This is a genomic window from Phreatobacter sp. (genome assembly GCF_052440005.1).
Taxonomy (GTDB): Bacteria; Pseudomonadota; Alphaproteobacteria; order Rhizobiales; family Phreatobacteraceae; genus Phreatobacter.
Genome location: NZ_JBQVQL010000006.1, coordinates 1 through 18,901 on the forward strand (window position 1 = coordinate 1; position 18,901 = coordinate 18,901).

Sequence of the window (18,901 nt, forward strand, 5' to 3'; positions counted from 1 at the left end):
GATCGCTGCCTACAGGGTGCTGGTCGCCACCGCGGAACGGGCGGGCGATACCGAGACGCGCGACGCCTGCCAGGCCATCCTCGAGGAGGAGGAGGACATGGCCGCCTGGCTCGCCGAGCACCTCGCGCCGACCACGATGCAATATCTCGAGCGCGAGGCGCGCGGCGAGACGGCCAAGCACTAGCGCGCGATCCGAAGGGCGCCGGGCGGATTCCCGGCGTCCTCCCTGCGAGGAGGCAACGATGAAGGACGTCGGGACCTTTCCGAAATCGGCCGGGATCCTGTTCGGCCTGGGTCTCGGCGGGTTCTTAGACGGCATCGTCCTCCACCAGGTGCTGCAATGGCACCACATGGTCAGCAGCTGGTATCCGATCACGTCGGTCGAGGCGCTGGAGCTGAACACGTTCTGGGACGGGGTGTTCCACTCTGCCACCTACCTCTTCGTCCTCGCCGGCCTCTTCGTGCTGTGGCGCCATGCCCGGAGCAGACATCTCGTCTGGTCCAACATGCTCCTCGCCGGAACGATGCTGACGGGGTTCGGCGCCTTCAACCTCGTCGAGGGCCTCGTCAATCATCACCTCCTCGTGCTGCACCGGGTCAACGAACTCGTTCCGCCCTCTCAGCGGATCGTCTGGGATATCGGCTTCCTCGTCTGGGGAGCGGCGATGCTCATCGGAGGCCTTGCCCTGACGCGCCGTGAGGACCGGATCATGCTCGAGCGCAGGCCATGAAACGGCCATCGCTGCCCGCCGGCTACCTTGGCTCCCCGCTTGGTATCGCCACCGGGTGGTTCTGCTTCGCCGTGCTGGCCGTCGTCGCGACCGCGCCGGTGTGGGGGCGCATCGCCTTCGGATTTCATCCGACCCTCGACCAGTTGCTCCTCATCGGCTGCCTGACGCCGCCCTGAGGCACCGCGGTCTGGAACAGCTCCGATAGGAACGCAGCGGTCGAGCCGGTGTTTGCCATGAACCCGATCGATCAAGGGAGCCATCATGTCATTCCTGTCCCGGGTCCTGATGACCGGCGCCGCCGCCAGCTTGTCCTCCGTCGGTGTTCTCGGTGTCCTTGCCAAGGTTGAGGGGCGTGATGCCGTCCAGCCGGTCAACGCCACCAGCCACTGGCTGCACGGCGAGGGCGCGGGGCATTCCAGGGATGTCGACGCGAGCCATACGCTCGTCGGCTTCGCTACCCACTGCGCAGCTTCAGTCTTCTGGAGTGCGCTGTTCTTGCGGCTCCGGAAGGCGCGGCCGGAGCGCTCGCCGGTGCCGGATGCCCTGGGGGTGGCGGCGCTCGCTGCCGTGGTCGATTACGCGCTGGTTCCGAAGCGGCTGACGCCTGGCTGGGAAGCGGTCCTGTCCCCCGCCAGCATTGCCCTGGCCTATGTGGCGATGACGGCCTCCTTCCTTGCCTCCAGCCCGCCCCGGGATAGGTGAGGGTCCTGCGATGTCATTCAGCGGAAAGATCCTCCTCAGCGGCCTCGCAGGGTTCGTCGCAACCTTGCCGATGACGGCGGCCATGGTGCGTCTGCACGGGCGCTTGCCACGGGGCGAGCGCTATCCCCTGCCGCCGCGCGAGATATCGCAGAGCCTGCCGACCCTGGGGGTGCCTGCCTCAGTCGCCACGCTCGCCTATCACTTCCTCTACGGCGCCGCCGCGGGCAGCCTCTATGCCACTCTCTCCGACAGGCGGGATCCTGCGACCGGCGCTCTGTTCGGCATCGGCGTGTGGGGTGCGAGCTATCTGGGGTGGATTCCGGCGGCGCGAATCCTCACGTTCGGCGGCCGCCATCCGGTCCGGCGGAACAGCCTGATGCTTGCGGCCCACCTGGTTTGGGGGGCTGCACTCGCAGTGAGCCTCAGGGAACTCGAGGCCGCGCAGCGCAGCGCTTTCTCGCTGACGGAAGCCAGCCCTTCCATCCTCCCCGACAGGACGGACGGCAGAAGCTGAAGGGCGAGCGCTTGCATCGGCGGCTGCGTCTGGGCCGAACCTGGTGACATCTTTGCTAAGCTTGCGCGGATGACACGGGCCGCCTCGGTTTGGTCACCCCTCGCGACAGGAACGGACCCACCTTCCCGAGTTGCAGAAGACATGGAGGGTTCATGAGTGGGCTACTTCCTATGGCGCCTTCTCAAACCATTCAGTTGCGGTCCGGGGGATTGCAGCTGAAGCTCTATTACCGTGACCCGGCGGCATGGATCGCATGCAAGACGGGAGACAGGGCGCTGGCAGGACCGCCCATCCCGTCCGGCGAAAGCCTTGCCAGATCCGGGCCTGGACGAGGTTCGCTGGATCTCCCCGTGTGGAAATTCCCGCAAAGAGGAACAGGCGGTTGACCAGCCCGGTTGGTTCGGAACGCCAGTCTTGCCTCCCGTCAACGCGCCGGTACTGAGCGGGGCGCGCCTACAAGACCGTGGAGCTCGGGATCGTCGAATGACTTTCTTCCCCGGACACCTGTTCACGACCCACCAGCTCGAGGTGATGCGAAGTGCTCTGATCGAGGCTGCGTATATGACCGGCCTCAACGGTGACACTGAGGGCGAGCGCGCCCTTGCCTATGCAATTTTGGCCGCCGCGCACGCCGGCTGCTTCGATCACGATGATCTTGTCGCGGTTGCCATCAACGTTGGCCGGCGACTGGACCAAAGAGTTTCTCACTAGATACGGACTACTGGCCGGCTGGCCGGCCGGAACCGGACCCGGGTCCTGTCCCATCTCCGCCGCCCGTAAAGGAACGTCCTGCGAGGAACCGCCGTTTCGGCTGCAACGCGCAACCACGGAAGGGGCAGGAATGGTAGCTGCACAGCCTCCAAGGCACCGTATCGTCATCATCGGCGGCGGATTTGCGGGTCTGGAGGCCGCCAGAGCGCTGAAGGGCGCTGATGCCGATGTGGTGCTGCTCGATCGCAACAACTACCACTGCTTCCAACCGCTTCTCTATCAGGTCGCCACCGCCGCTCTCTCACCGGGCGAAATCGCCTGGCCGATCCGCTACCTGCTCCGCGGCCAGCGCAACCTTTCCGTCTACCAGACGGAGGTTCAGGGCATCGACCTTCCTGCCAGGGTGGTCCATGCGGGCCCGCATGCCTTTGCCTTCGACCATCTCGTCATCGCCACCGGCGCGACGCATTCCTATTTCGGCCACCCCGAATGGGCGGAACACGCCCCCGGGCTGAAGAGGATCGAGGACGCAACCGCCATTCGCCGCCGCGTCCTCTGCGCCTTCGAGAATGCCGAACTCGCACCTCCGGACGCACGGGCACCTCTCCTCACCTTCGTCGTCGTTGGCGGCGGGCCCACGGGCGTCGAGATGGCGGGCGCGATCGCCGAGATGGCCCACCTGTCGCTCCGCCGCGACTTCCGCCGCATCGACACGGCGAAGGCCCGGATCATTCTCATCGAGGCTGGCCCGAAGATCCTGGCGGCCTTCCCCGACGACCTCTCCAGCTACGCTGCGCAGGCCCTTGTCCGCCAGGGTGTCGAGGTTCTGCTCGGCACGACGGTGGAGCGCTGCGTTGCGGAAGGCGTCATCGTCCAGGGGGGTCTCATCCCGGCCTCGGTGACCATCTGGGCCGCTGGCGTCAGGGCATCTCCCGCAGCCTCCTGGCTGGGCGCCGGGGCGGACCGCGCCGGGCGCGTCATCGTCGGGGAGTACCTCTCGCTTCCCGGTCATCCCGAGGTCTTCGTCGTCGGCGACGTCGCGGCGGTCGCCGGCGAGAAAGGCGATCCCGTCCCTGGCATCGCTCCTGCCGCCAAACAGATGGGTCGCTATGTCGGCCGTCTTATCGCCGACCGGGTCGCGGGGCGGCCCTCTGCCGGACCGTTCCGCTATCGGCATCAGGGCGATCTCGCCACGATCGGACGCAACGAAGCCGTCGTCAGCCTTGGCGGGCGAAAGCTCACCGGGCGGATCGCATGGCTCTTCTGGTCCGTCGCCCACGTCTATTTCCTCATCGAGGCGCGTAGCCGCCTGGCAGTCGCAGTGGACTGGGCCTGGAGTTACGTCACCCACCGGCGCGGCGCCCGCCTCATCGTCGGCGACGAGGCGGCCGCGTCGCCCACAGCTTTGTCCGTCGTGAAGCCGGCGCATGAGCACCTCAACGGTTGAGGCCGGCGAACGCTGGGACGGCTCGCGAAAGCATGTGGCGACGGATATGCCGGCCCACCTGAGAGGCGGATCAAGCAGCGTGCCCCTTTTAGCAGCGGTAACTGGCACCTCTGCAGCCCGTCACGCTGTCACGCGAAGCCGTTGAGGCTCCCCTATGGCGTCCCGAAGCAGACGTTCCGAATGTCTTCAGTGGGCCCAAGAGCTACCGGAGCCGTGTCAGCTTCGCGCCTCCTAAGCGGACGTGCGATCTGCGGCGGATTGCTGACGATCTGCAATTTCTCACCACAGGTACGACGACTTTCGTGACGCGTCACGAAAGTCACTGCCTGGCCGTCCAGCACGTTGTCTGCGGATTGCGGCCGGCCTCTCTCCGATGCGTCCGATGGGCGCCGAAAGCTCGATGATGTCGCCTTGTATAAAAACGAAACTACACAATAACGACGCATCGGTCGCTTATCCGGTCATTTGAGGATTGGGTGCACTGTCGAGGAGGTTAACCTCAGACGGATCGCCCTCATGCATTGGTTGCGCCGCCTTCAATCCGACAACAGTGCATCCGTGGCCTTGTTGTTCTCCGGATCGCTGCTTGCTGTTTCGCTGACCGTCGGGGCAGCGGTCGATTTCACGGTCGCACAGAACGCCAAGGCGAAACTCCAGTCCATTCTCGATGCGTCGGTGCTCGGCGGCTTGCGTAGCCGCGGCGCAGAGGCTCTCGCGGCCGAGAACCTCTTCAATGCACAGAACACGATCGCAGGCGTCGAGCATTCCTTCGCCCTGAAGGGCGATACGCTGGAGGGTTCGGCACACGCTCACGTGCCGACGACGTTCATGAAACTGGCCGGCATTTCATCGCTCAGGGTGGAAGCGGCTGCAAAGGCGTTGCGCACGATGTCGGGAACACCGGCCGGCGGGTCGCCATGCATCATCGCGCTCGCGCCGTCTGCCAAGCAGGCCCTTCTGGTCAACTCGGGCGCGAAGATCGACGCCCCGGACTGTGAGGTGCATGTGCGCTCCACCGCGTCGCCGGCCGCCATCTTCAATGCCGGGACGACCCTGAAGCTGAAGAGGTTCTGCATTCAGGGGACGAGTATCATCAAGAATACCTCCAACCCGCTGCCGATCGAGACCGGTTGCGACGCGGCGGCCGACCCCTATGTGGACGCGCTTCCCAAGCCTGTGGTCGGCGCCTGCACCAACACCAAGTCGGTCTATGATCCGCCGTCCGGCGGCGCGCCCCACGTGATGCCGGCGGGCTCGGTCTGGTGCAATCTCACGTTCAACGGATCCCCCCGGGTCCTCTTCCAGCCCGGCCTGCACATCATCAAGGGCAGGATGATCATCAACTCGGGTGCCGTGGTGGAGGGCGCCGGCGTCACCTTCTTCTTCCCCGACACCGGGTCCGAGATCCGCTTCAACGGCGCGCTGACCTCGCGGCTGAGCGCCCCGGCCAGCGGGCCCTATGCGAACATCCTGATGTTCGAGCCGAGCCCTGGAACGGCAACATCGAGGGTGCAATACGTCTTCAACTCGTCGGTCAGCGAGGAGATATCGGGGCTGATCTACCTGCCCCGCCGGAACCTCACCTGGAACTCCACCTCGACCGTCATCGGTTCGAAGGTCCAGATCGTCGGCAACACGATCATTTTCAACACGCTGAACTGGCGGCTGTCGACCCCGACGCTGCCCGGTGGCGGCAGCCCGGCGTCAGACTCGGTGAGACTGGTGCAATGACCCGCCGGGCCTCCACCCTCGTCTCCGGAGCGCCGAGCCCGCGCCCCACAAAGACCGCATCCTTGAGGAACCCGATGACATTGCCGATGCCCCAGCTCAAGATCCGCGGCAAGGCCGTCGTCCTGGCGATGCTGCTGATCGGACTGACGTCGCTCGCGCTGACGTCCCTCGCCTGGCTGCAGATGCAGCAGCACAACGACAAGGCGGCCATGAGCCAAGCCAGGACGAGCCTGCGCACTCTCGCGGTCCTCTTGTCCCGGTCGGCGGAGGGCGTCGACGTCACTATTGAGGCCGATCGTCTCGCCATCGTCAGGGCGGCCGCAATGCCGACCTTTGCCGATCACTCGCTGGTCGACCGCAATGTCCAGGCGGGAGGCGGCGTCGCGACGATCTTCGTGACGGACGAGAAGGGCGCGTTCATCCGCCGGTCGACCAATCTCAGGAAGGAGAACGGCGAAAGGGCCATCGGGACGTCACTGGCGGCCGATCATCCCGCTCAGGCGTTCCTGCGGCAGGGACAATCCTATTACGGACCGGCCAACCTGTTCGGCCGGCCTTATCTCGCGGCCTATCAGCCGGTCCTCGACGCCGCCGGCACAGTCATAGGCGTTCTCTTCATCGGCATCCCGACCGAAGAACTGGAGAGCGCCGCCCGCCAGACGCTCTATGCACTGTTGGCAGCCCTCATCGGTATCGCCACCGTCTTCGGTCTTGCGGCCGCAGTCATCGTGCAGCGTGCGACGAGGCCGCTGTCCGCCGCGACGGCTTCCCTGAACCGCGTTGCCGCCGGCGACCTCGACACGCCCGTCGTCGTGTCCGACCGGATGGACGAGATCGGCGATCTCAGCCGCGCCCTCGCGGTCTTCCGCGACAACGCCCTGCAGGCGAGGCGGATCGAGGCGGAGCAGGCCCAAGACCGCGCCGCCAAGGAGAACCGTGCCATCGTCCTCGCCGCGGCCGTCGAGGAGTTCGACCGGACGGTCGTCGACGTCGTCTCTGCGGTGACGTCGGCGTCCACCCAGCTCGAAGCGGCGGCCCAGACGCTGGCCGCCACGGCCGAGGTGACCCAGGGGAGGTCGGGGACGGTCGCGGCCGCATCCGAGCAGGCCTCGGGCAACGTCCAGGCGGTGGCGGCCGCCACCGATGAGATGACCTCCTCGGTGGAGGAGATCTCCCGGCAGGTCCAGCATTCGATGCAGAAGGCCAATGCCGCCGTGGCCGAAGCCAAGACCACCGACCTCAAGGTGTCGGAGCTGCTGAACGCCGCATCGAAGATCGGTGAGGTCGTGAAACTCATCACCGCGGTCGCCGAGCAAACCAACCTGCTGGCACTCAACGCCACGATCGAGGCGGCGCGGGCTGGCGAGGCCGGCAAAGGCTTTGCGGTGGTCGCCAGCGAGGTCAAGGCTCTCGCGGGTCAGACCGCCCGCGCCACCGAGGCCATCGGCACCCAGATCCAGGCGATGCAGGGCGCGACGCGCGAAGCGGCGGCCTCCATCCAGGCCATCGGCGCGACCATCGTCGATGTCGCGGACATCGCGACCGCCATTGCCGCTGCCGTGGAAGAGCAGGGGGCCGCGACGCGCGAGATCGCGCGGAACGTCCAGGAAGCCGCCCGCGGGACGGTCGAGGTGTCGTCGTCGATCATCGCGGTCAACGAGGGGGCGGTGGCCACCGGACAGTCGGCGGGCCAGGTCCTCGACGCATCGGGCGAACTCTCCTCCCAGGCCTCGCGGCTCAAGCGGCAGGTGGACACGTTCCTCGCCACCGTTCGCCGGGCTTGAGGTCCGATCAGTGTCCCAGCCTAGCACCGGCTCACCTGGGGAGGCGGGCGGGCCCCCGCTCAACTCGTGAACTGCCAGGTGCGTGCGACACGCCACGTCGTCGGTGACGGGAACGCGTGCGCCTCGTGCCGGTCCGTAGGCCAGGCGTTCTCCTGCCCGCCAGATCCCTTCGCACACAGAGTGCGGCTTGATCGCACATCGTGCCGGGCACCACCGTTCCTCGTGGGCGGCAGGCCGGCCCCGAACCGCCCCAGCAAGCTCGGATGACCCATGATGCCGGATGGAAAGCCTGTCACGACCGAGGCGTCGGACATCGTCTTCGTCGACGGCTCCTGGGCCATCTTGATCGCCGAGGACAATCCCGGGTGCCGGGCACGCATCCAGGCCGCCATAGCAGACTATTCCTATCCCACTGAGGTGCAGATCGTCTCCCGAAGCGAGGACCTCCTGCGGGAACTGGCGACGAACGCCTATGATCTCGCATTCGTCGACATAGCGCTCGGGACGTCCTCCGGTCTCGACGCCGTTCGCATCGCGCGCGAGCAGGGCATGGGAACCTTCGTCGTGGTGGTGTCGGGCAGCCAGACGGCGCTCGATCGCGAGGAGGCCCGTGCCCTCGGCGCTTATGACTTCATCAGCAAGCCGGTCTCGATCCTGGATGTTCACCGGTCACTGGACGCGTTTCAGAAGGTGAGGGCGCGCACCACCGCTCTGCTGATCGACGACAGCGGCACTGCGCGCCGTTTGATCAAGCGGATCTTCGACCGTTCGATATTCCGCGTCCACGTCGTCGAAGCCGCCGATGGCGTGGAAGGCATCGAGTGCTTCGCCCGGGCACCCACCGACTTCGTCTTCATCGATCTGCACATGGGCGGCCTGGATGGGCTGGCGACCGCCCGTGTCATCCGGGCGGTGAACCCGGACACGAAGATCGTGATCATATCGGGGGACACGGCCGCCATGACCGCCAACCGCCAATTCGCCACGCTCAGGAAGCCCTTCAGCGCCCGCCAGCTCGACTCGGTCCTGCACGACCTGAACGGACTTCCTCACCCTGTCCTGTAGAAAACCCGGCTCCGACCGACCAGCCGAACCCGGGTTTGACGTTGCAGGCATGCCGCGAGCGGCCGGCCCCCCTGAACCGGGGCGGCAAGGCCGACGTCAGTTCAGGGGCTTGTTCCGGCGCGCCAGGGCGGCCGTGAAGCTGATGGTCCGGCAGGGACTGTTGGCATCCGTGAGGCAGGGCCCCAGCTCGATCTGCTGGGTTGGCCCCACGGCGATCAGATCGACGGAGTCTCTTACCTCGCCGATCGCCCAGGTCGCATATTGCAGGTTGGCGAGCAGGAGATGCTCCATCGCGGCCGAAAAATTCGCGGCGAGCGCCACTTGCAGGTCGTCCGCCATATCGCCGTGAAGGGTCGCCTTGCGCAGGTCGTTCACGTGCTCGATGAGCGAGGCGAAAGTGTGAAGGTTGGTCTTCGACTGCTGGATGATTGCGGCCGTTCGCGGGGTCTTCTTGCCGTGCATCGTTCTGTTTCCCTTTTCTAGGCGAGATCGCTGGAGGCCGCGCGCACGCATTTCGTCGCTTGGTCGATCTCCGCCGTGGATCGCGCGATCGCGTTCATGCTGGCGGAGATCGCGGAGACCCCCTCGGCAGCGACACGCATGTTCTCCGACATCTCCACCGTGACCGAGGACTGCTGCTCAACCGAAGAGGCAATGGATGTCGATATCGCGCTGATCATGGTGATGGTCTCGGCGATTTCGCCGATGGCGTTCACAGCGGCCTGGGTGGCCTTCTGGACGGCGTCGATCTGCAGGCTGATCTCGTCGGTGGCGCGGGCCGTCTGGTTGGCGAGGCTCTTCACCTCCGCGGCCACGACCGCGAAGCCCTTGCCGGCTTCGCCGGCGCGGGCGGCTTCGATGGTCGCGTTCAGCGCGAGGAGGTTGGTCTGATCTGCGATCGAGTTGATCAGCTTCACCACCTCGCCGATTTTCGCCGCCGTCGACGACAGACCTCCCACGATCTGGTTGGTCTCGTTGGATTGCGTCACCGCGCGCCCGGCAATCTCCCGCGCCTGCACGACCTGCCGTCGGATTTCTCCGACCGAGGCCGACAACTCCTCGGCGCCGGCGGCCACCGCCTGAACGTTCGCAGACGTCTGCGTCGAGGCTGCAGCCGCCTCCGTCGCCTCGTGTGAGGCGGATGACACGCTCTCGGATATCCCCTCGAGGTTCCTGTCGATCTCCTGGCCGACGGCGACCCGGCGTTCCTGTTCGGCCACCTGGTCGGAAATGTCGGTGGCGAATTTGACGACCTTGTAGGGGCGACCGTCAGGATCGAGGATCGGATTGTAGCTCGCCTGGATCCACACCGACGCTCCGGTCTTGCCGATGCGGCGGTAGCGTGCAGCCTGGTATTCACCGCGCGCGAGGGCGGCCCAGAAGTGCGCGTAGTCGGGGGTGTTCTGCTCGGCGGCAGCGACAAAGATAGAATGATGCCGGCCGACGATCTCATCGAGCCGGTAGCCGAGGGTCACCAGGAAGTTGGCGTTGGCGGCGAGAATCTTGCCCGTCATGTCGAACTCGATGACGGCCTGAGCCTTGCCGATGGCTGCCAACTGACCCTGCACATCGGCGTCGCGCATCTTTCGCTCGGTAACGTCGCTGGCGATCTTGAAGACTTTGATCGTCCGTCCGTGCCGGTCGAGCACAGGATTGTAGGAACCCTGGATCCAGATTTCGCGGCCGCCCTTGCCGACCCTCTTGAACTCGGCGATGTGCGAACGCCCGGCTCGCAGTTCATCCCAGAAGCGCTGGTACTGGTCGGAGCCGCGGTCGGCCGGTGGCACGAACATCGCGTGGTTCTGACCGACGATATCGTTCAGATCAAAGCCGAGGGTCCGCAGAAACAGGGCGTTCGCCCTGATGATCGTACCGTCCGGGCGGAATTCGATGAAGGCCTGGGATCGTTCGAGAGCGGCCAACTTGGAGCCAGCATCAGACTGGAAGAACATTTGAACCCCCGACATTACGCTGCGTCATTTACACAAGTACTCTGTATAAAGCGAGATGAAGCGCGCATTAACGCACCGCTTCGTAATAATGCGTCCGATCAGGCTTGCATGCGCAGGTCGCCCCGACACGGGTATCGAGTGGAGACTGTGTACAGCTTCAGCCTCTACGACGGCTTGTTTCGGACAGCGGCAGGAAAGCCGGATCGCATAATCTTGCAGCCATCGTCGGGACGCGGGGATGACGGAATTGCGAAAGGCGAGGTCCGGTCGCGAACCCTGACGGCGATGTGGCGATTTTTCGGACGGCCTGCGGGCCGGAAGCGAATGGAGGATCTTCTTGAGGACCGGAGCGGCCCCTCAGCGGATCAAGGCGAGCCTGGCTCGCAGCTCGGCATGGCTATGGAGAACGGCGGCGCCCGCGACGTCGATCAAACTCGGTCTCAGGCCCGCCGCACAGGCGAGCCAGAGTTGCGTGCCTTGGTCGAGCAAGCCGCCCAGGTGCATCACTTTGCGCACCAGTTCGCCAACGTCCGAAACGTGCACGATGCTGATGAGAAGTGCCTTGAGCGCGTCGCGACGCGCGGCTTCGGCCAGGTGGTCCGTTGGGATGGAAGTGCCGAAATAGACCGTCTGCACCCCGGCGCTCGCAGCGAGAAACGCTCCCGCCAGAAGCCCGTGTTCGTGATGCTCGCCTTCGATCGTGGCAAAGCCGATCGGCCCGGCAGAAATGAGCGTCGGGCGCGTCTGGGTGGCGGCTATGATCACGTTCCGCGCTGTGAACGAGAAGATGTGCTCATCGGCGACTGAAAACGTTCCGTCCTCCCACAGCGTGCCGATCTGCTGAAGGCAGAACGAATAGAGACCCGCGGCCTCGATAGGCGGCAGAAGGGCGAACGCGGCGACGAGGTGCCGGTGAAAGCCGGCGCGGTCCCTGAGCCGCATGGCTCGCCGGAGGGCGGACACGAGTTGCCCGAACATGATCGGCTCGGTCTGGGCCGTCGACCGCATCCGCGCGAGATCGTCCGTCGGCAGGGACGCCAGATCGCGGGGACGATGGCCCAGATCGGTGAGTTCCTTGAAAAGGGCGACCCGCTCTGCGTCGTTGTCGCTGTAGAGACGGTGTCCTCCCGCGGATCGCGCCGGGCGAACCAGTTCATACCGTGCCTCCCAAGCGCGGATCGTCGACACGGAGACCCCGGTTCTTCTGGCGAGTGCAGAGATGTCGTGTGCCATGACGGGGCGCCGCTCTTCGCCTCCTAGCCTTCTCCCGACATCTTCTGGAATGTCGTCGCCGCCTTGTAGGACAGCAACTCCGCAGCCAAGGCCTCGGTCCGTTTGATGATGTCCTGGCTTCGCAGCAGGAACTGAATACGCGCTGCGTCATCCTCGCAGTACCAGTCCAGTTGCTGGGCAAACGAGAACATCTCTTTTGCTGAATTGATGAGGAATCGTGCAGGCTGTGGATGGCATGGGCGGGGTTCGCGGAATGGAATGATCATTATGCGTCCTCATGTGAGACCCCATTATTATTCGATGACATCGTGAAAGGATTGCTGGCGGTCGCTTTCGCAGAATGGGCACTATTTGCGTTTTTGTTTTGTTGAATGCGAATGCGAGGCTCCCTATCGTGTCCGTCGACCGAGATGGGGAGGGAAGAATGCTCGAAATCCCTGTCGTCGCCTTCAGCGCGCGTTGCGATTCGCTGGAGGCGGTGGAGGACTTTTTCGTCCGCCAATGGGGCCAGGTGCACCGCCTCGCCAGTCAGGAGAACCTGTCGTTCTGGCATGCGGACTTCTATCATTTCTCCGGTCTGACGCTGCTCAGTGCCCGGTCTGACGGCGCCTACAGCTTCACGACCGAGGTTCCGTCCCAGAACATGCAGATCGTCATTCCCCGATCCGACTGCCATTCCGTCACGCGGGCGGGCCACGACACCTACCATTGCCGCCCCGGTTTCGGGACCGTCATCGACATGCGCCAGGTGACGAGGGGCCAGACAAGCGGGGGCTGGTCCGACGTCCAGCTGTCCATGCCCTATGCGGTGATCGAGCGCGCCGTCTCGCGTAACCTGGGGTACCAGCCGAAGAAGCGGATCGTGTTCGAACCGGCCTTCTCCTTGTCCGACCCGCGCCATAGCTTCTTCGCGTCCTACCTGCAGAGCCTGTTCGACGCGACGGCGCACCTGCCCGAATTCCGTGCCAGCCCGCTGGCGATTGCGAGCACGGCAGACGCCATCATGCAGTATGTCGCCAACTTCCTCCGCCACACCTACTCGGAACACATGCATTCGGCCGCCGCTTCCGCAGACTCATCGAAGCTGATGCGGGCTACGGACTTCATGGCGGCCCACCTCCACGAGCCCATCGTCGTCGAGGACGTCGCAAACGCGGCCGGCGTCAGCATCCGCGCCCTGCAGATGGCATTCCGCGACAAGTTCGACTGCACTCCGATGCAGTATCTGCGGCGGCTGCGCCTGCTCAGGGTGCAGGACGAGGTCGCAGCGATCGGCCCCCATGCGAATGTGAAACGCATCGCCATGCGGTGGGGATTTGCGCATTGGCGACTGTTCAAGACCTATTATCGCAACGAGTTTGGTCGGGATCCGTGAGCCGCTGCGGCCCATGGAGGGTCCGGGAATGTCCGCTATTGTCCCGACTACTCAATTAAGGGCCCGCAACTCGCGACGGCTGCTTCGGCTTCGCGCCGCCAGAGCGGACATGACACATCCGCCCGACAGCGGACTTGCGGCTCTGCTTCCCGGCCAAAGCGGACTCCCCAAGCCGTGTACCGAACAAGAGACGTGGGCCGCCCCGCTCGCCGGACGTTCCGCGCCGGTCGAGCGTCCGTGTCGATCACTGTCGGCTGACAGACCGAGCGTGTATCCCCGATGCGGGCGCCGTCTGCATGGCTGTTGCAAGTTGCCGCTGTGCCAGCTTTTCTGGCGAGCCCAAGCCGGCCCGGTCAGGTGACATGCCAATTGCCACTCTCAAGGTTGAGTCATCCGTTGGCGAGGTCGCGTATCGCCAGATCCGCGCCGACGTCCTGTTCGCGCGCCTGAAGCCCGGCCAGCGCCTGAAACTCGACGGGCTGCGCGACGCCTATGGCGCTAGCGTCTCGACCCTGCGGGAGATCCTCAACCGGCTCGCCTCGGAGGGCCTGGTCCTGGCCGAGGGCCAGAAGGGCTTTGAGGTGGCGCCGGTCTCGGCGGCGGAGCTGCGGGAGGTCGCGGAAATGCGCCTCTTCCTCGAACATCATGCCCTGGAGCTTTCGCTGGCGGCGGGCGATCTCGAGTGGGAGGGCCGGGTGGTCGCGGCCCACCACAAGCTCGCGCGCATCGAACAGCGCCTCCTGGCCGGGCAGGCGGCCGATCCTACCGAGTGGAAGCGCTACGACTGGGAATTCCATCATAGCCTGGTGTCGGCCTGCGGCTCGGCCGAACTGCTCGACATCCATGCCGGCGTCTACGACAAGTACCTGCGCTACCAGATGGTGGTCGGCATTTTCCGGGGCGAGGTGGCCGCCGGTGAACATGCGGACCTGGCAGCAGCGGCGCTGGCCCGTCGCACCGGCGACGCCAAGGCGATCCTCTCCACCCATATCCGGTCCTGCGTCCTTGCCATCGAGGCGCGCAACGTTCTTCCCGAGACCCGGTTCGCGGCATGACGACCGACCTGTTCCCCTCGGCGGGCGAGAGTGCCTACAAGCGCATCCGCACGGACATCATCACCGGGCGGCTCGCCCCCGGAAGCAGGCTGCGGCTGGACGTGCTTCGCCGCAGCTACGAGGCCAGCATCAGCACCCTGCGGGAGACGCTTAACCGCCTCGTATCCGAGAAGCTCGTGGTGGCCGAGGGACAGCGTGGCTTCGAGGTGGGCCCGATCTCGGCCGCCAACCTTCGGGAAATCGCCGCGCTGCGCCAGCTTCTCGAATGCCATGCGCTGCGCCAGTCTTTCGCCCAGGGTGATCTCGAATGGGAAGCGCGGGTGATCGCCGCCCATCATAAGCTCGCCCAGATGGAGGCGCGGATGGCGAGCGGCGACCGCACCGATACCGACCTGTGGAAGCGCTATGACTGGCAGTTCCACCAGGCGCTCGTGTCGGCCTGCGGCTCGCAGAGTCTCATGCATGCCCACGCGGCGATCTTCGAACGCTACCTACGCTACCAGATGATCGCGCTGAGTTATCGGGGGGCGATCGCCGCAGCGGAGCACATGGCGATGAAAGAGGCCGCCCTGCGCCGCGACGCCGATGAGGGATGCGCCCTGCTCGAGCGCCACATCGCCGGCGGCGTGGAGCACGCCCTAGCCACGGAGGCGATCTCCTAGCATCAGATGATTTATTGAATCTCATATGAAATGAGTTATGACTGGTCGCCTTAAAGGTCCCGGCAGGGTTTTAGGGCGTCCCGATGCAGCATGTTCAGCTCGGCCTGATCGGCGACAAGATCCAGGCCTCCCGCTCCCCCGACCTGCACCGCCTCGCCGGCCGGCTCTGCGGGCTTGACGTAAGCTACGATCTGCTCATTCCCCCAGCTCGTGGCGAGACTTTCGACGCTGTCTTCGACCATGGCCGCACCGGCGGCTATCGCGGCATCAACGTCACCTATCCCTACAAGGAGCGGGTGCTGTCGCGTCTCGCCTCGCCCGCGCCCGGCCTCACGGCGCTCGGCGCCTGCAACACCGTCGTCTTCGATGAGGGAGGCCCCCGGGGCGCCAACACCGACTGCACCGGCTTCGCCTCCGCTTTCCGTCACCGTTTCGGTGAGGCCTCGCCCGGCGTGGTCGCGATGGCAGGCGCCGGCGGCGTCGGCAAGGCCATTGCTTTCGCCCTCGTGTCACTCGGGGCGCGCGAAATCAGGCTCTGCGACGCCGATCGCCCCAAGGCGGAGGCCCTCGCCGCCGCCCTTGCGCCAGTTGCCGAGGGCACCCGCATCGTCATTTGCGACAGTGTCGTGGAGGCGGGCGAGCGTGTCGACGGCATCGTCAACGCCACGCCTCTCGGGATGGCGGGCGTCGGAGGCAATGCCATTCCGGATGTGGCGCTCGACGGCGCCGGCTGGGCCTTCGACGCCGTCTACACACCGGAATGGACCGAGTTCCTCACCCGCGCCCGCGAGGGCTGCCTCGACATCCTGAGCGGCTACGAGCTTTTCCTGTTCCAGGGCATCGATGCATTCCGCATCTTCACCGGGCACGACGTCGACGCGGAGGCCTTGCGACGGGAGCTTGCCGGCGACGCGCTGAGGGAGGCTTCGTGATGCGAACCTCCATCGCCACGGTCTCGGTCAGCGGCACGCTGCCGGAGAAGATCGCCGCCATCGCCGCCGCGGGCTTCGACGGGCTGGAGCTCTTCGAACAGGACCTGCTCATCACCGACGAGACGCCGGCGACCGTCCGCCGGATGATCGAAGACCACGGCCTCGCGCTGACGCTGTACCAGCCCTTCCGCGACTTCGAGACCCTCCCGGACCCGTACCGCGCCGCCGCCTTCGACCGGGCCGAGCGCAAGTTCGACCTGATGCAGCAACTCGGCGCCGACCTGATGCTGGTCTGCTCGAGCGTTGCCCCGCAGGCTCTCGGCGGCATCGACCGCGCGGCGGCGGATTTCCGCGAGCTGGGCGAGCGTTCCGCGCGGCGTGGCCTCAGGGTCGGTTACGAGGCGCTGTGCTGGGGCCGCCACGTCAGCGACCATCGCGATGCCTGGGAGATCGTCCGCCGGGCCGACCACCAGGCCATTGGCCTCGTCCTCGACAGCTTCCACTCGCTGGCGAAGGGCATCGATTCCGGGACGATCCGCTCCATTCCCGGCGACCGCATCTTCATCGTGCAACTGGCCGATGCGCCGCTCATCCACATGGACCTGCTGCACTGGAGCCGCCACCTGCGCAACATGCCGGGCGAGGGCGATCTGCCGGTAAAGGACTTCGTCAAGGCGATCTACGCCACGGGCTATGAGGGGTATCTATCGCTCGAGATCTTCAACGACCAGTTCCGCGGCGGATCGGCCCGCGCCGTCGCCAAGGACGGCCATCGCTCCCTCGTCCACCTGATGGACCAGGTGTCCCGCGAGAGCGGCCTTGGACGGGCGCCCGCCCGCCCCCTGCCGGACCGTTCCGTGGTCCACGCGGTCGAGTTCGTCGAATTCGCCGCCGACGAGCGGCGCGCCGCAGCGCTCGGGTCGACGCTGCAGACGCTCGGCTTCCGCAAGGCCGGGCGGCACCGTTCCAAGTCGGTCGACCTCTTCCGGCAGGGCCAGATCAACCTCGTGGTGAACACGGAGCAGGAGGGGCAGGCGCGCTCTGCCTTCCTGGCCCACGGCACTGCGGCCTATGCCATCGGGCTGCAGGTGGACGACGCGCGGGCGACGCTCGCGCGGGCCGTGGCGCTGGGCGCCGAGCCCTTCGACCAGGATCCGAACCCCGGCGACATCCGCCTGCCCGGCATCCGCGGCATCGGCGGAAGCGTCATCTATTTCATCGACCGATCTCCGGACCTCGTCCGGCTCTGGGAGCATGAATTCGTCAACGTCGCCGATGGGGCTGCCCCGACCGATGCGGGCCTGGAGCGGATCGACCATGTCGCCCAGACCATGTTCGTCGACGAGTTGCTGACCTCGCTCCTCTTCTACACGTCGCTCTTCGATGTCCGGAAACTGCCCATGGTCGACGTGGTTGATCCCGGCGGTCTCGTGCGCAGCCAGGTCATCGAGAATGAGCAGGGCGGCTTGCGCCTGACCCTCAACGGCGCCGAGAACCGGCGGACGCTGGCCGGGTTTTTCGTCAGCGAGCTCTTCGGCGCGGGAATCCAGCACCTCGCCTTCGCCACCGGCGACATGAAGCGCACGGCGCAGGCGCTGGCGGCCAACGGTTTCCAGCCGCTGCGCGTATCGGCGAACTACTATGACGATCTCGCCGCGCGCTTCGGCCTGCCGGCCGCCGAGATCGAGGCGCTGAAGGCCGCGGGCATTCTCTATGACCGCGATGCAGGTGGCGAATTCTTCCAGCTCTACGGGCGCACCGGCGAGGACGGCTTCTTCTTCGAGGTGGTCGAGCGCCGCGGCTATACCGGCTATGGCGCCTTCAACGCGCCGTTCCGGATCGCGGCCCAGAAGCGGCATCTGGCGCCGACGACCCTGCCCCGGCCCCTGGCTCGGGAGTGAGCGTATGAGAATTCAGGAATCATCCGATGAAACGGAGACTGTCTGTTGCCTCCGGATGAGGATCGGGCGATAGTGACGAGGACGAGCCCCGAAAGAGGGCCAAGGGAGGACTTGAGGATGAGCATCGATCGTCGACTGTTCATGGCGGGCGCCGCGGCTGCCGGCCTCGCCGGCTCCGCCACGGGCGCCATGGCCCAGGCCAAGCCGAACCTGCGCTTCTCGGCGGTGTTCTCCGAGCAGGACATCCGCGCCGACATGGTCAAGCGCTTTGCCGAGGCCATCAAGAACGACGTCACGCTGCAGCCCTACTACGGCGGAACGCTGTTCCGGCAGGGCACCGAGCTGGTCGCCATGCAGCGCAACAACCTGGAGATGGGCAACATCGCCCCGCAGGACATCTCGAACCAGATCCCGGCCTGGTCCATCGTCACCTCGGCCTATCTCTTCAAGGATGCCGACCATCTCAAGCGCGTCTTCGCCAGCGACGTCGGGCGCGACCTCAAGAAGATGGCCGAGGAGAAGCTGAACATCCGCATCCTCGGGCCGACCTATTTCGGCGCGCGGCAGGTTGGGCTGAAGCCGAAGACGCGGATCACCACGCCCGCCGACATGGCCGGCATCAAGCTGCGCATGCCGGGCGGCGACGCCTGGCAGTTCCTCGGACGCTCGCTCGGCGCCAATCCGACGCCGATGGCCTATGGCGAGGTCTATACCGGCCTGCAGTCGGGCGCCGTCGATGGGCAGGACAATCCGCTGCCGAACGTCCAGAACATGAAGTTCTTCGAGGTCATGTCGCAGATCGTGCTGACCTCGCACCTCGTCGGCTTCGATCTCCTGTGCATCACCAACCGGGCGTGGAACGCCATGAGCGCGCCGCAGCAGGCGGCGTTCCAGCAGGCGGCGGATGCGGCCATCGACTGGAGCACGGCGGAACACGTCAAGCGGGAGGGCGAGCTCGTCGACTTCTTCAAGAAGCAGGGGCTCGAGGTCTATACGCCGAACCTCGCCGCCTTCCGCGACCATGCGCAGAAGATGTACCTCGCGTCCGATCTGGCGAAGTCCTGGGTGTCCGGGATGCTGGAGAAGATCAACGCACTCTGACGCGG

General features: G+C 65.8%; 20 protein-coding genes. 16 read left to right on the plus strand and 4 right to left on the minus strand.

Annotated features, from left to right (window positions below):
• From ACT6XY_RS02510 to ACT6XY_RS02555, 10 genes are all read left to right on the plus strand, one after another.
• Positions 1–184, plus strand: a 184-nt coding sequence (locus ACT6XY_RS02510; protein WP_444746749.1) for a DUF892 family protein, incomplete at its 5' end; no start/stop codon positions are given.
• Between the two features lie 58 nt (positions 185–242).
• On the plus strand, positions 243–731 hold the full coding sequence (locus ACT6XY_RS02515; RefSeq protein WP_444746750.1) for a DUF2243 domain-containing protein: 489 nt from the start codon (positions 243–245) through the stop codon (positions 729–731).
• Entirely contained in the window at positions 728–907 is a 180-nt protein-coding gene (locus ACT6XY_RS02520) for a hypothetical protein (protein WP_444746751.1), read from the plus strand. Before ACT6XY_RS02515 ends, ACT6XY_RS02520 begins: the two co-directional genes overlap by 4 nt.
• Positions 908–992: 85 nt before the next feature.
• Positions 993–1,433, plus strand: coding sequence for a hypothetical protein (locus ACT6XY_RS02525; RefSeq protein ID WP_444746752.1), 441 nt, complete (start codon positions 993–995; stop codon positions 1,431–1,433).
• A gap of 10 nt (positions 1,434–1,443) precedes the next feature.
• Positions 1,444–1,947 carry a hypothetical protein gene (locus tag ACT6XY_RS02530; RefSeq protein ID WP_444746753.1) on the plus strand — a complete coding sequence of 168 codons (504 nt, stop codon included), beginning with the start codon at positions 1,444–1,446 and terminating at the stop codon, positions 1,945–1,947.
• Positions 1,948–2,430: 483 nt separating this feature from the next.
• Complete coding sequence (locus ACT6XY_RS02535; RefSeq protein ID WP_444746754.1) at positions 2,431–2,658, plus strand: hypothetical protein; 228 nt, start codon at positions 2,431–2,433, stop codon at positions 2,656–2,658.
• 100 nt (positions 2,659–2,758) lie between these two features.
• A complete protein-coding gene (locus tag ACT6XY_RS02540) occupies positions 2,759–4,105 on the plus strand; it encodes an NAD(P)/FAD-dependent oxidoreductase (RefSeq protein WP_444746833.1) in 1,347 nt (448 codons plus the stop codon).
• Positions 4,106–4,621: 516 nt separating this feature from the next.
• A complete protein-coding gene (locus ACT6XY_RS02545; RefSeq protein ID WP_444746755.1) occupies positions 4,622–5,836 on the plus strand; it encodes a TadE/TadG family type IV pilus assembly protein in 1,215 nt (404 codons plus the stop codon).
• An 86-nt stretch (positions 5,837–5,922) separates the two neighbouring features.
• The gene (locus tag ACT6XY_RS02550) at positions 5,923–7,620 is read left to right on the plus strand and encodes a methyl-accepting chemotaxis protein (protein WP_444746756.1); all 1,698 of its coding nucleotides are present in this window, start codon (positions 5,923–5,925) and stop codon (positions 7,618–7,620) included.
• A gap of 270 nt (positions 7,621–7,890) precedes the next feature.
• The gene (locus ACT6XY_RS02555) at positions 7,891–8,685 is read left to right on the plus strand and encodes a response regulator (RefSeq protein ID WP_444746757.1); all 795 of its coding nucleotides are present in this window, start codon (positions 7,891–7,893) and stop codon (positions 8,683–8,685) included.
• Between the two features lie 96 nt (positions 8,686–8,781).
• Here the strand turns inward: ACT6XY_RS02555 and ACT6XY_RS02560 are convergent, their stop codons facing one another.
• From ACT6XY_RS02560 to ACT6XY_RS02575, 4 genes are all read right to left on the minus strand, one after another.
• Complete coding sequence (locus ACT6XY_RS02560) at positions 8,782–9,147, minus strand: hypothetical protein (protein ID WP_444746758.1); 366 nt, start codon at positions 9,145–9,147, stop codon at positions 8,782–8,784.
• A 17-nt stretch (positions 9,148–9,164) separates the two neighbouring features.
• Entirely contained in the window at positions 9,165–10,637 is a 1,473-nt protein-coding gene (locus ACT6XY_RS02565) for a methyl-accepting chemotaxis protein (protein ID WP_444746759.1), read from the minus strand.
• Positions 10,638–10,994: 357 nt separating this feature from the next.
• A complete protein-coding gene (locus ACT6XY_RS02570) occupies positions 10,995–11,870 on the minus strand; it encodes a MerR family transcriptional regulator (protein WP_444746760.1) in 876 nt (291 codons plus the stop codon).
• A gap of 23 nt (positions 11,871–11,893) precedes the next feature.
• Positions 11,894–12,136 (minus strand): hypothetical protein, encoded by a 243-nt coding sequence (locus tag ACT6XY_RS02575; RefSeq protein WP_444746761.1) that lies wholly within the window; start codon positions 12,134–12,136, stop codon positions 11,894–11,896.
• Positions 12,137–12,294: 158 nt separating this feature from the next.
• Between ACT6XY_RS02575 and ACT6XY_RS02580 the strand changes: the two genes are divergently transcribed.
• The 6 genes from ACT6XY_RS02580 to dctP all read left to right on the plus strand — a co-directional run bounded on the left by ACT6XY_RS02580 (position 12,295) and on the right by dctP (position 18,896).
• Complete coding sequence (locus ACT6XY_RS02580) at positions 12,295–13,245, plus strand: helix-turn-helix domain-containing protein (protein ID WP_444746762.1); 951 nt, start codon at positions 12,295–12,297, stop codon at positions 13,243–13,245.
• A gap of 362 nt (positions 13,246–13,607) precedes the next feature.
• Complete coding sequence (locus ACT6XY_RS02585) at positions 13,608–14,300, plus strand: GntR family transcriptional regulator (protein ID WP_444746763.1); 693 nt, start codon at positions 13,608–13,610, stop codon at positions 14,298–14,300.
• Complete coding sequence (locus ACT6XY_RS02590) at positions 14,297–14,962, plus strand: GntR family transcriptional regulator (RefSeq protein WP_444746764.1); 666 nt, start codon at positions 14,297–14,299, stop codon at positions 14,960–14,962. The genes ACT6XY_RS02585 and ACT6XY_RS02590 overlap by 4 nt, the downstream gene beginning before the upstream one ends.
• 83 nt (positions 14,963–15,045) lie before the next feature.
• A complete protein-coding gene (locus ACT6XY_RS02595; protein ID WP_444746765.1) occupies positions 15,046–15,894 on the plus strand; it encodes a shikimate dehydrogenase family protein in 849 nt (282 codons plus the stop codon).
• Entirely contained in the window at positions 15,894–17,795 is a 1,902-nt protein-coding gene (locus tag ACT6XY_RS02600; RefSeq protein ID WP_444746766.1) for a bifunctional sugar phosphate isomerase/epimerase/4-hydroxyphenylpyruvate dioxygenase family protein, read from the plus strand. The genes ACT6XY_RS02595 and ACT6XY_RS02600 overlap by 1 nt, the downstream gene beginning before the upstream one ends.
• Positions 17,796–17,912: 117 nt before the next feature.
• The gene (dctP, locus tag ACT6XY_RS02605) at positions 17,913–18,896 is read left to right on the plus strand and encodes a TRAP transporter substrate-binding protein DctP (protein ID WP_444746767.1); all 984 of its coding nucleotides are present in this window, start codon (positions 17,913–17,915) and stop codon (positions 18,894–18,896) included.
• Positions 18,897–18,901 lie beyond the last annotated feature (5 nt).

Excerpts from the sequence above, each read along its gene's own strand:
- ACT6XY_RS02515 (WP_444746750.1), top strand. The coding sequence starts at position 243 with ATGAAGGACGTCGGGACCTTTCCGAAATCGGCCGGGATCCTGTTCGGC.
- ACT6XY_RS02520 (WP_444746751.1), top strand. The coding sequence starts at position 728 with ATGAAACGGCCATCGCTGCCCGCCGGCTACCTTGGCTCCCCGCTTGGT.
- ACT6XY_RS02525 (WP_444746752.1), top strand. The coding sequence starts at position 993 with ATGTCATTCCTGTCCCGGGTCCTGATGACCGGCGCCGCCGCCAGCTTG.
- ACT6XY_RS02530 (WP_444746753.1), top strand. The coding sequence starts at position 1,444 with ATGTCATTCAGCGGAAAGATCCTCCTCAGCGGCCTCGCAGGGTTCGTC.
- ACT6XY_RS02535 (WP_444746754.1), top strand. The coding sequence starts at position 2,431 with ATGACTTTCTTCCCCGGACACCTGTTCACGACCCACCAGCTCGAGGTG.
- ACT6XY_RS02545 (WP_444746755.1), top strand. The coding sequence starts at position 4,622 with ATGCATTGGTTGCGCCGCCTTCAATCCGACAACAGTGCATCCGTGGCC.
- ACT6XY_RS02550 (WP_444746756.1), top strand. The coding sequence starts at position 5,923 with ATGCCCCAGCTCAAGATCCGCGGCAAGGCCGTCGTCCTGGCGATGCTG.
- ACT6XY_RS02555 (WP_444746757.1), top strand. The coding sequence starts at position 7,891 with ATGATGCCGGATGGAAAGCCTGTCACGACCGAGGCGTCGGACATCGTC.
- ACT6XY_RS02560 (WP_444746758.1), bottom strand. The coding sequence starts at position 9,147 with ATGCACGGCAAGAAGACCCCGCGAACGGCCGCAATCATCCAGCAGTCG.
- ACT6XY_RS02565 (WP_444746759.1), bottom strand. The coding sequence starts at position 10,637 with ATGTTCTTCCAGTCTGATGCTGGCTCCAAGTTGGCCGCTCTCGAACGA.
- ACT6XY_RS02570 (WP_444746760.1), bottom strand. The coding sequence starts at position 11,870 with ATGGCACACGACATCTCTGCACTCGCCAGAAGAACCGGGGTCTCCGTG.
- ACT6XY_RS02575 (WP_444746761.1), bottom strand. The coding sequence starts at position 12,136 with ATGATCATTCCATTCCGCGAACCCCGCCCATGCCATCCACAGCCTGCA.
- ACT6XY_RS02580 (WP_444746762.1), top strand. The coding sequence starts at position 12,295 with ATGCTCGAAATCCCTGTCGTCGCCTTCAGCGCGCGTTGCGATTCGCTG.
- ACT6XY_RS02585 (WP_444746763.1), top strand. The coding sequence starts at position 13,608 with ATGCCAATTGCCACTCTCAAGGTTGAGTCATCCGTTGGCGAGGTCGCG.
- ACT6XY_RS02590 (WP_444746764.1), top strand. The coding sequence starts at position 14,297 with ATGACGACCGACCTGTTCCCCTCGGCGGGCGAGAGTGCCTACAAGCGC.
- ACT6XY_RS02595 (WP_444746765.1), top strand. The coding sequence starts at position 15,046 with ATGCAGCATGTTCAGCTCGGCCTGATCGGCGACAAGATCCAGGCCTCC.
- ACT6XY_RS02600 (WP_444746766.1), top strand. The coding sequence starts at position 15,894 with ATGCGAACCTCCATCGCCACGGTCTCGGTCAGCGGCACGCTGCCGGAG.
- dctP (WP_444746767.1), top strand. The coding sequence starts at position 17,913 with ATGAGCATCGATCGTCGACTGTTCATGGCGGGCGCCGCGGCTGCCGGC.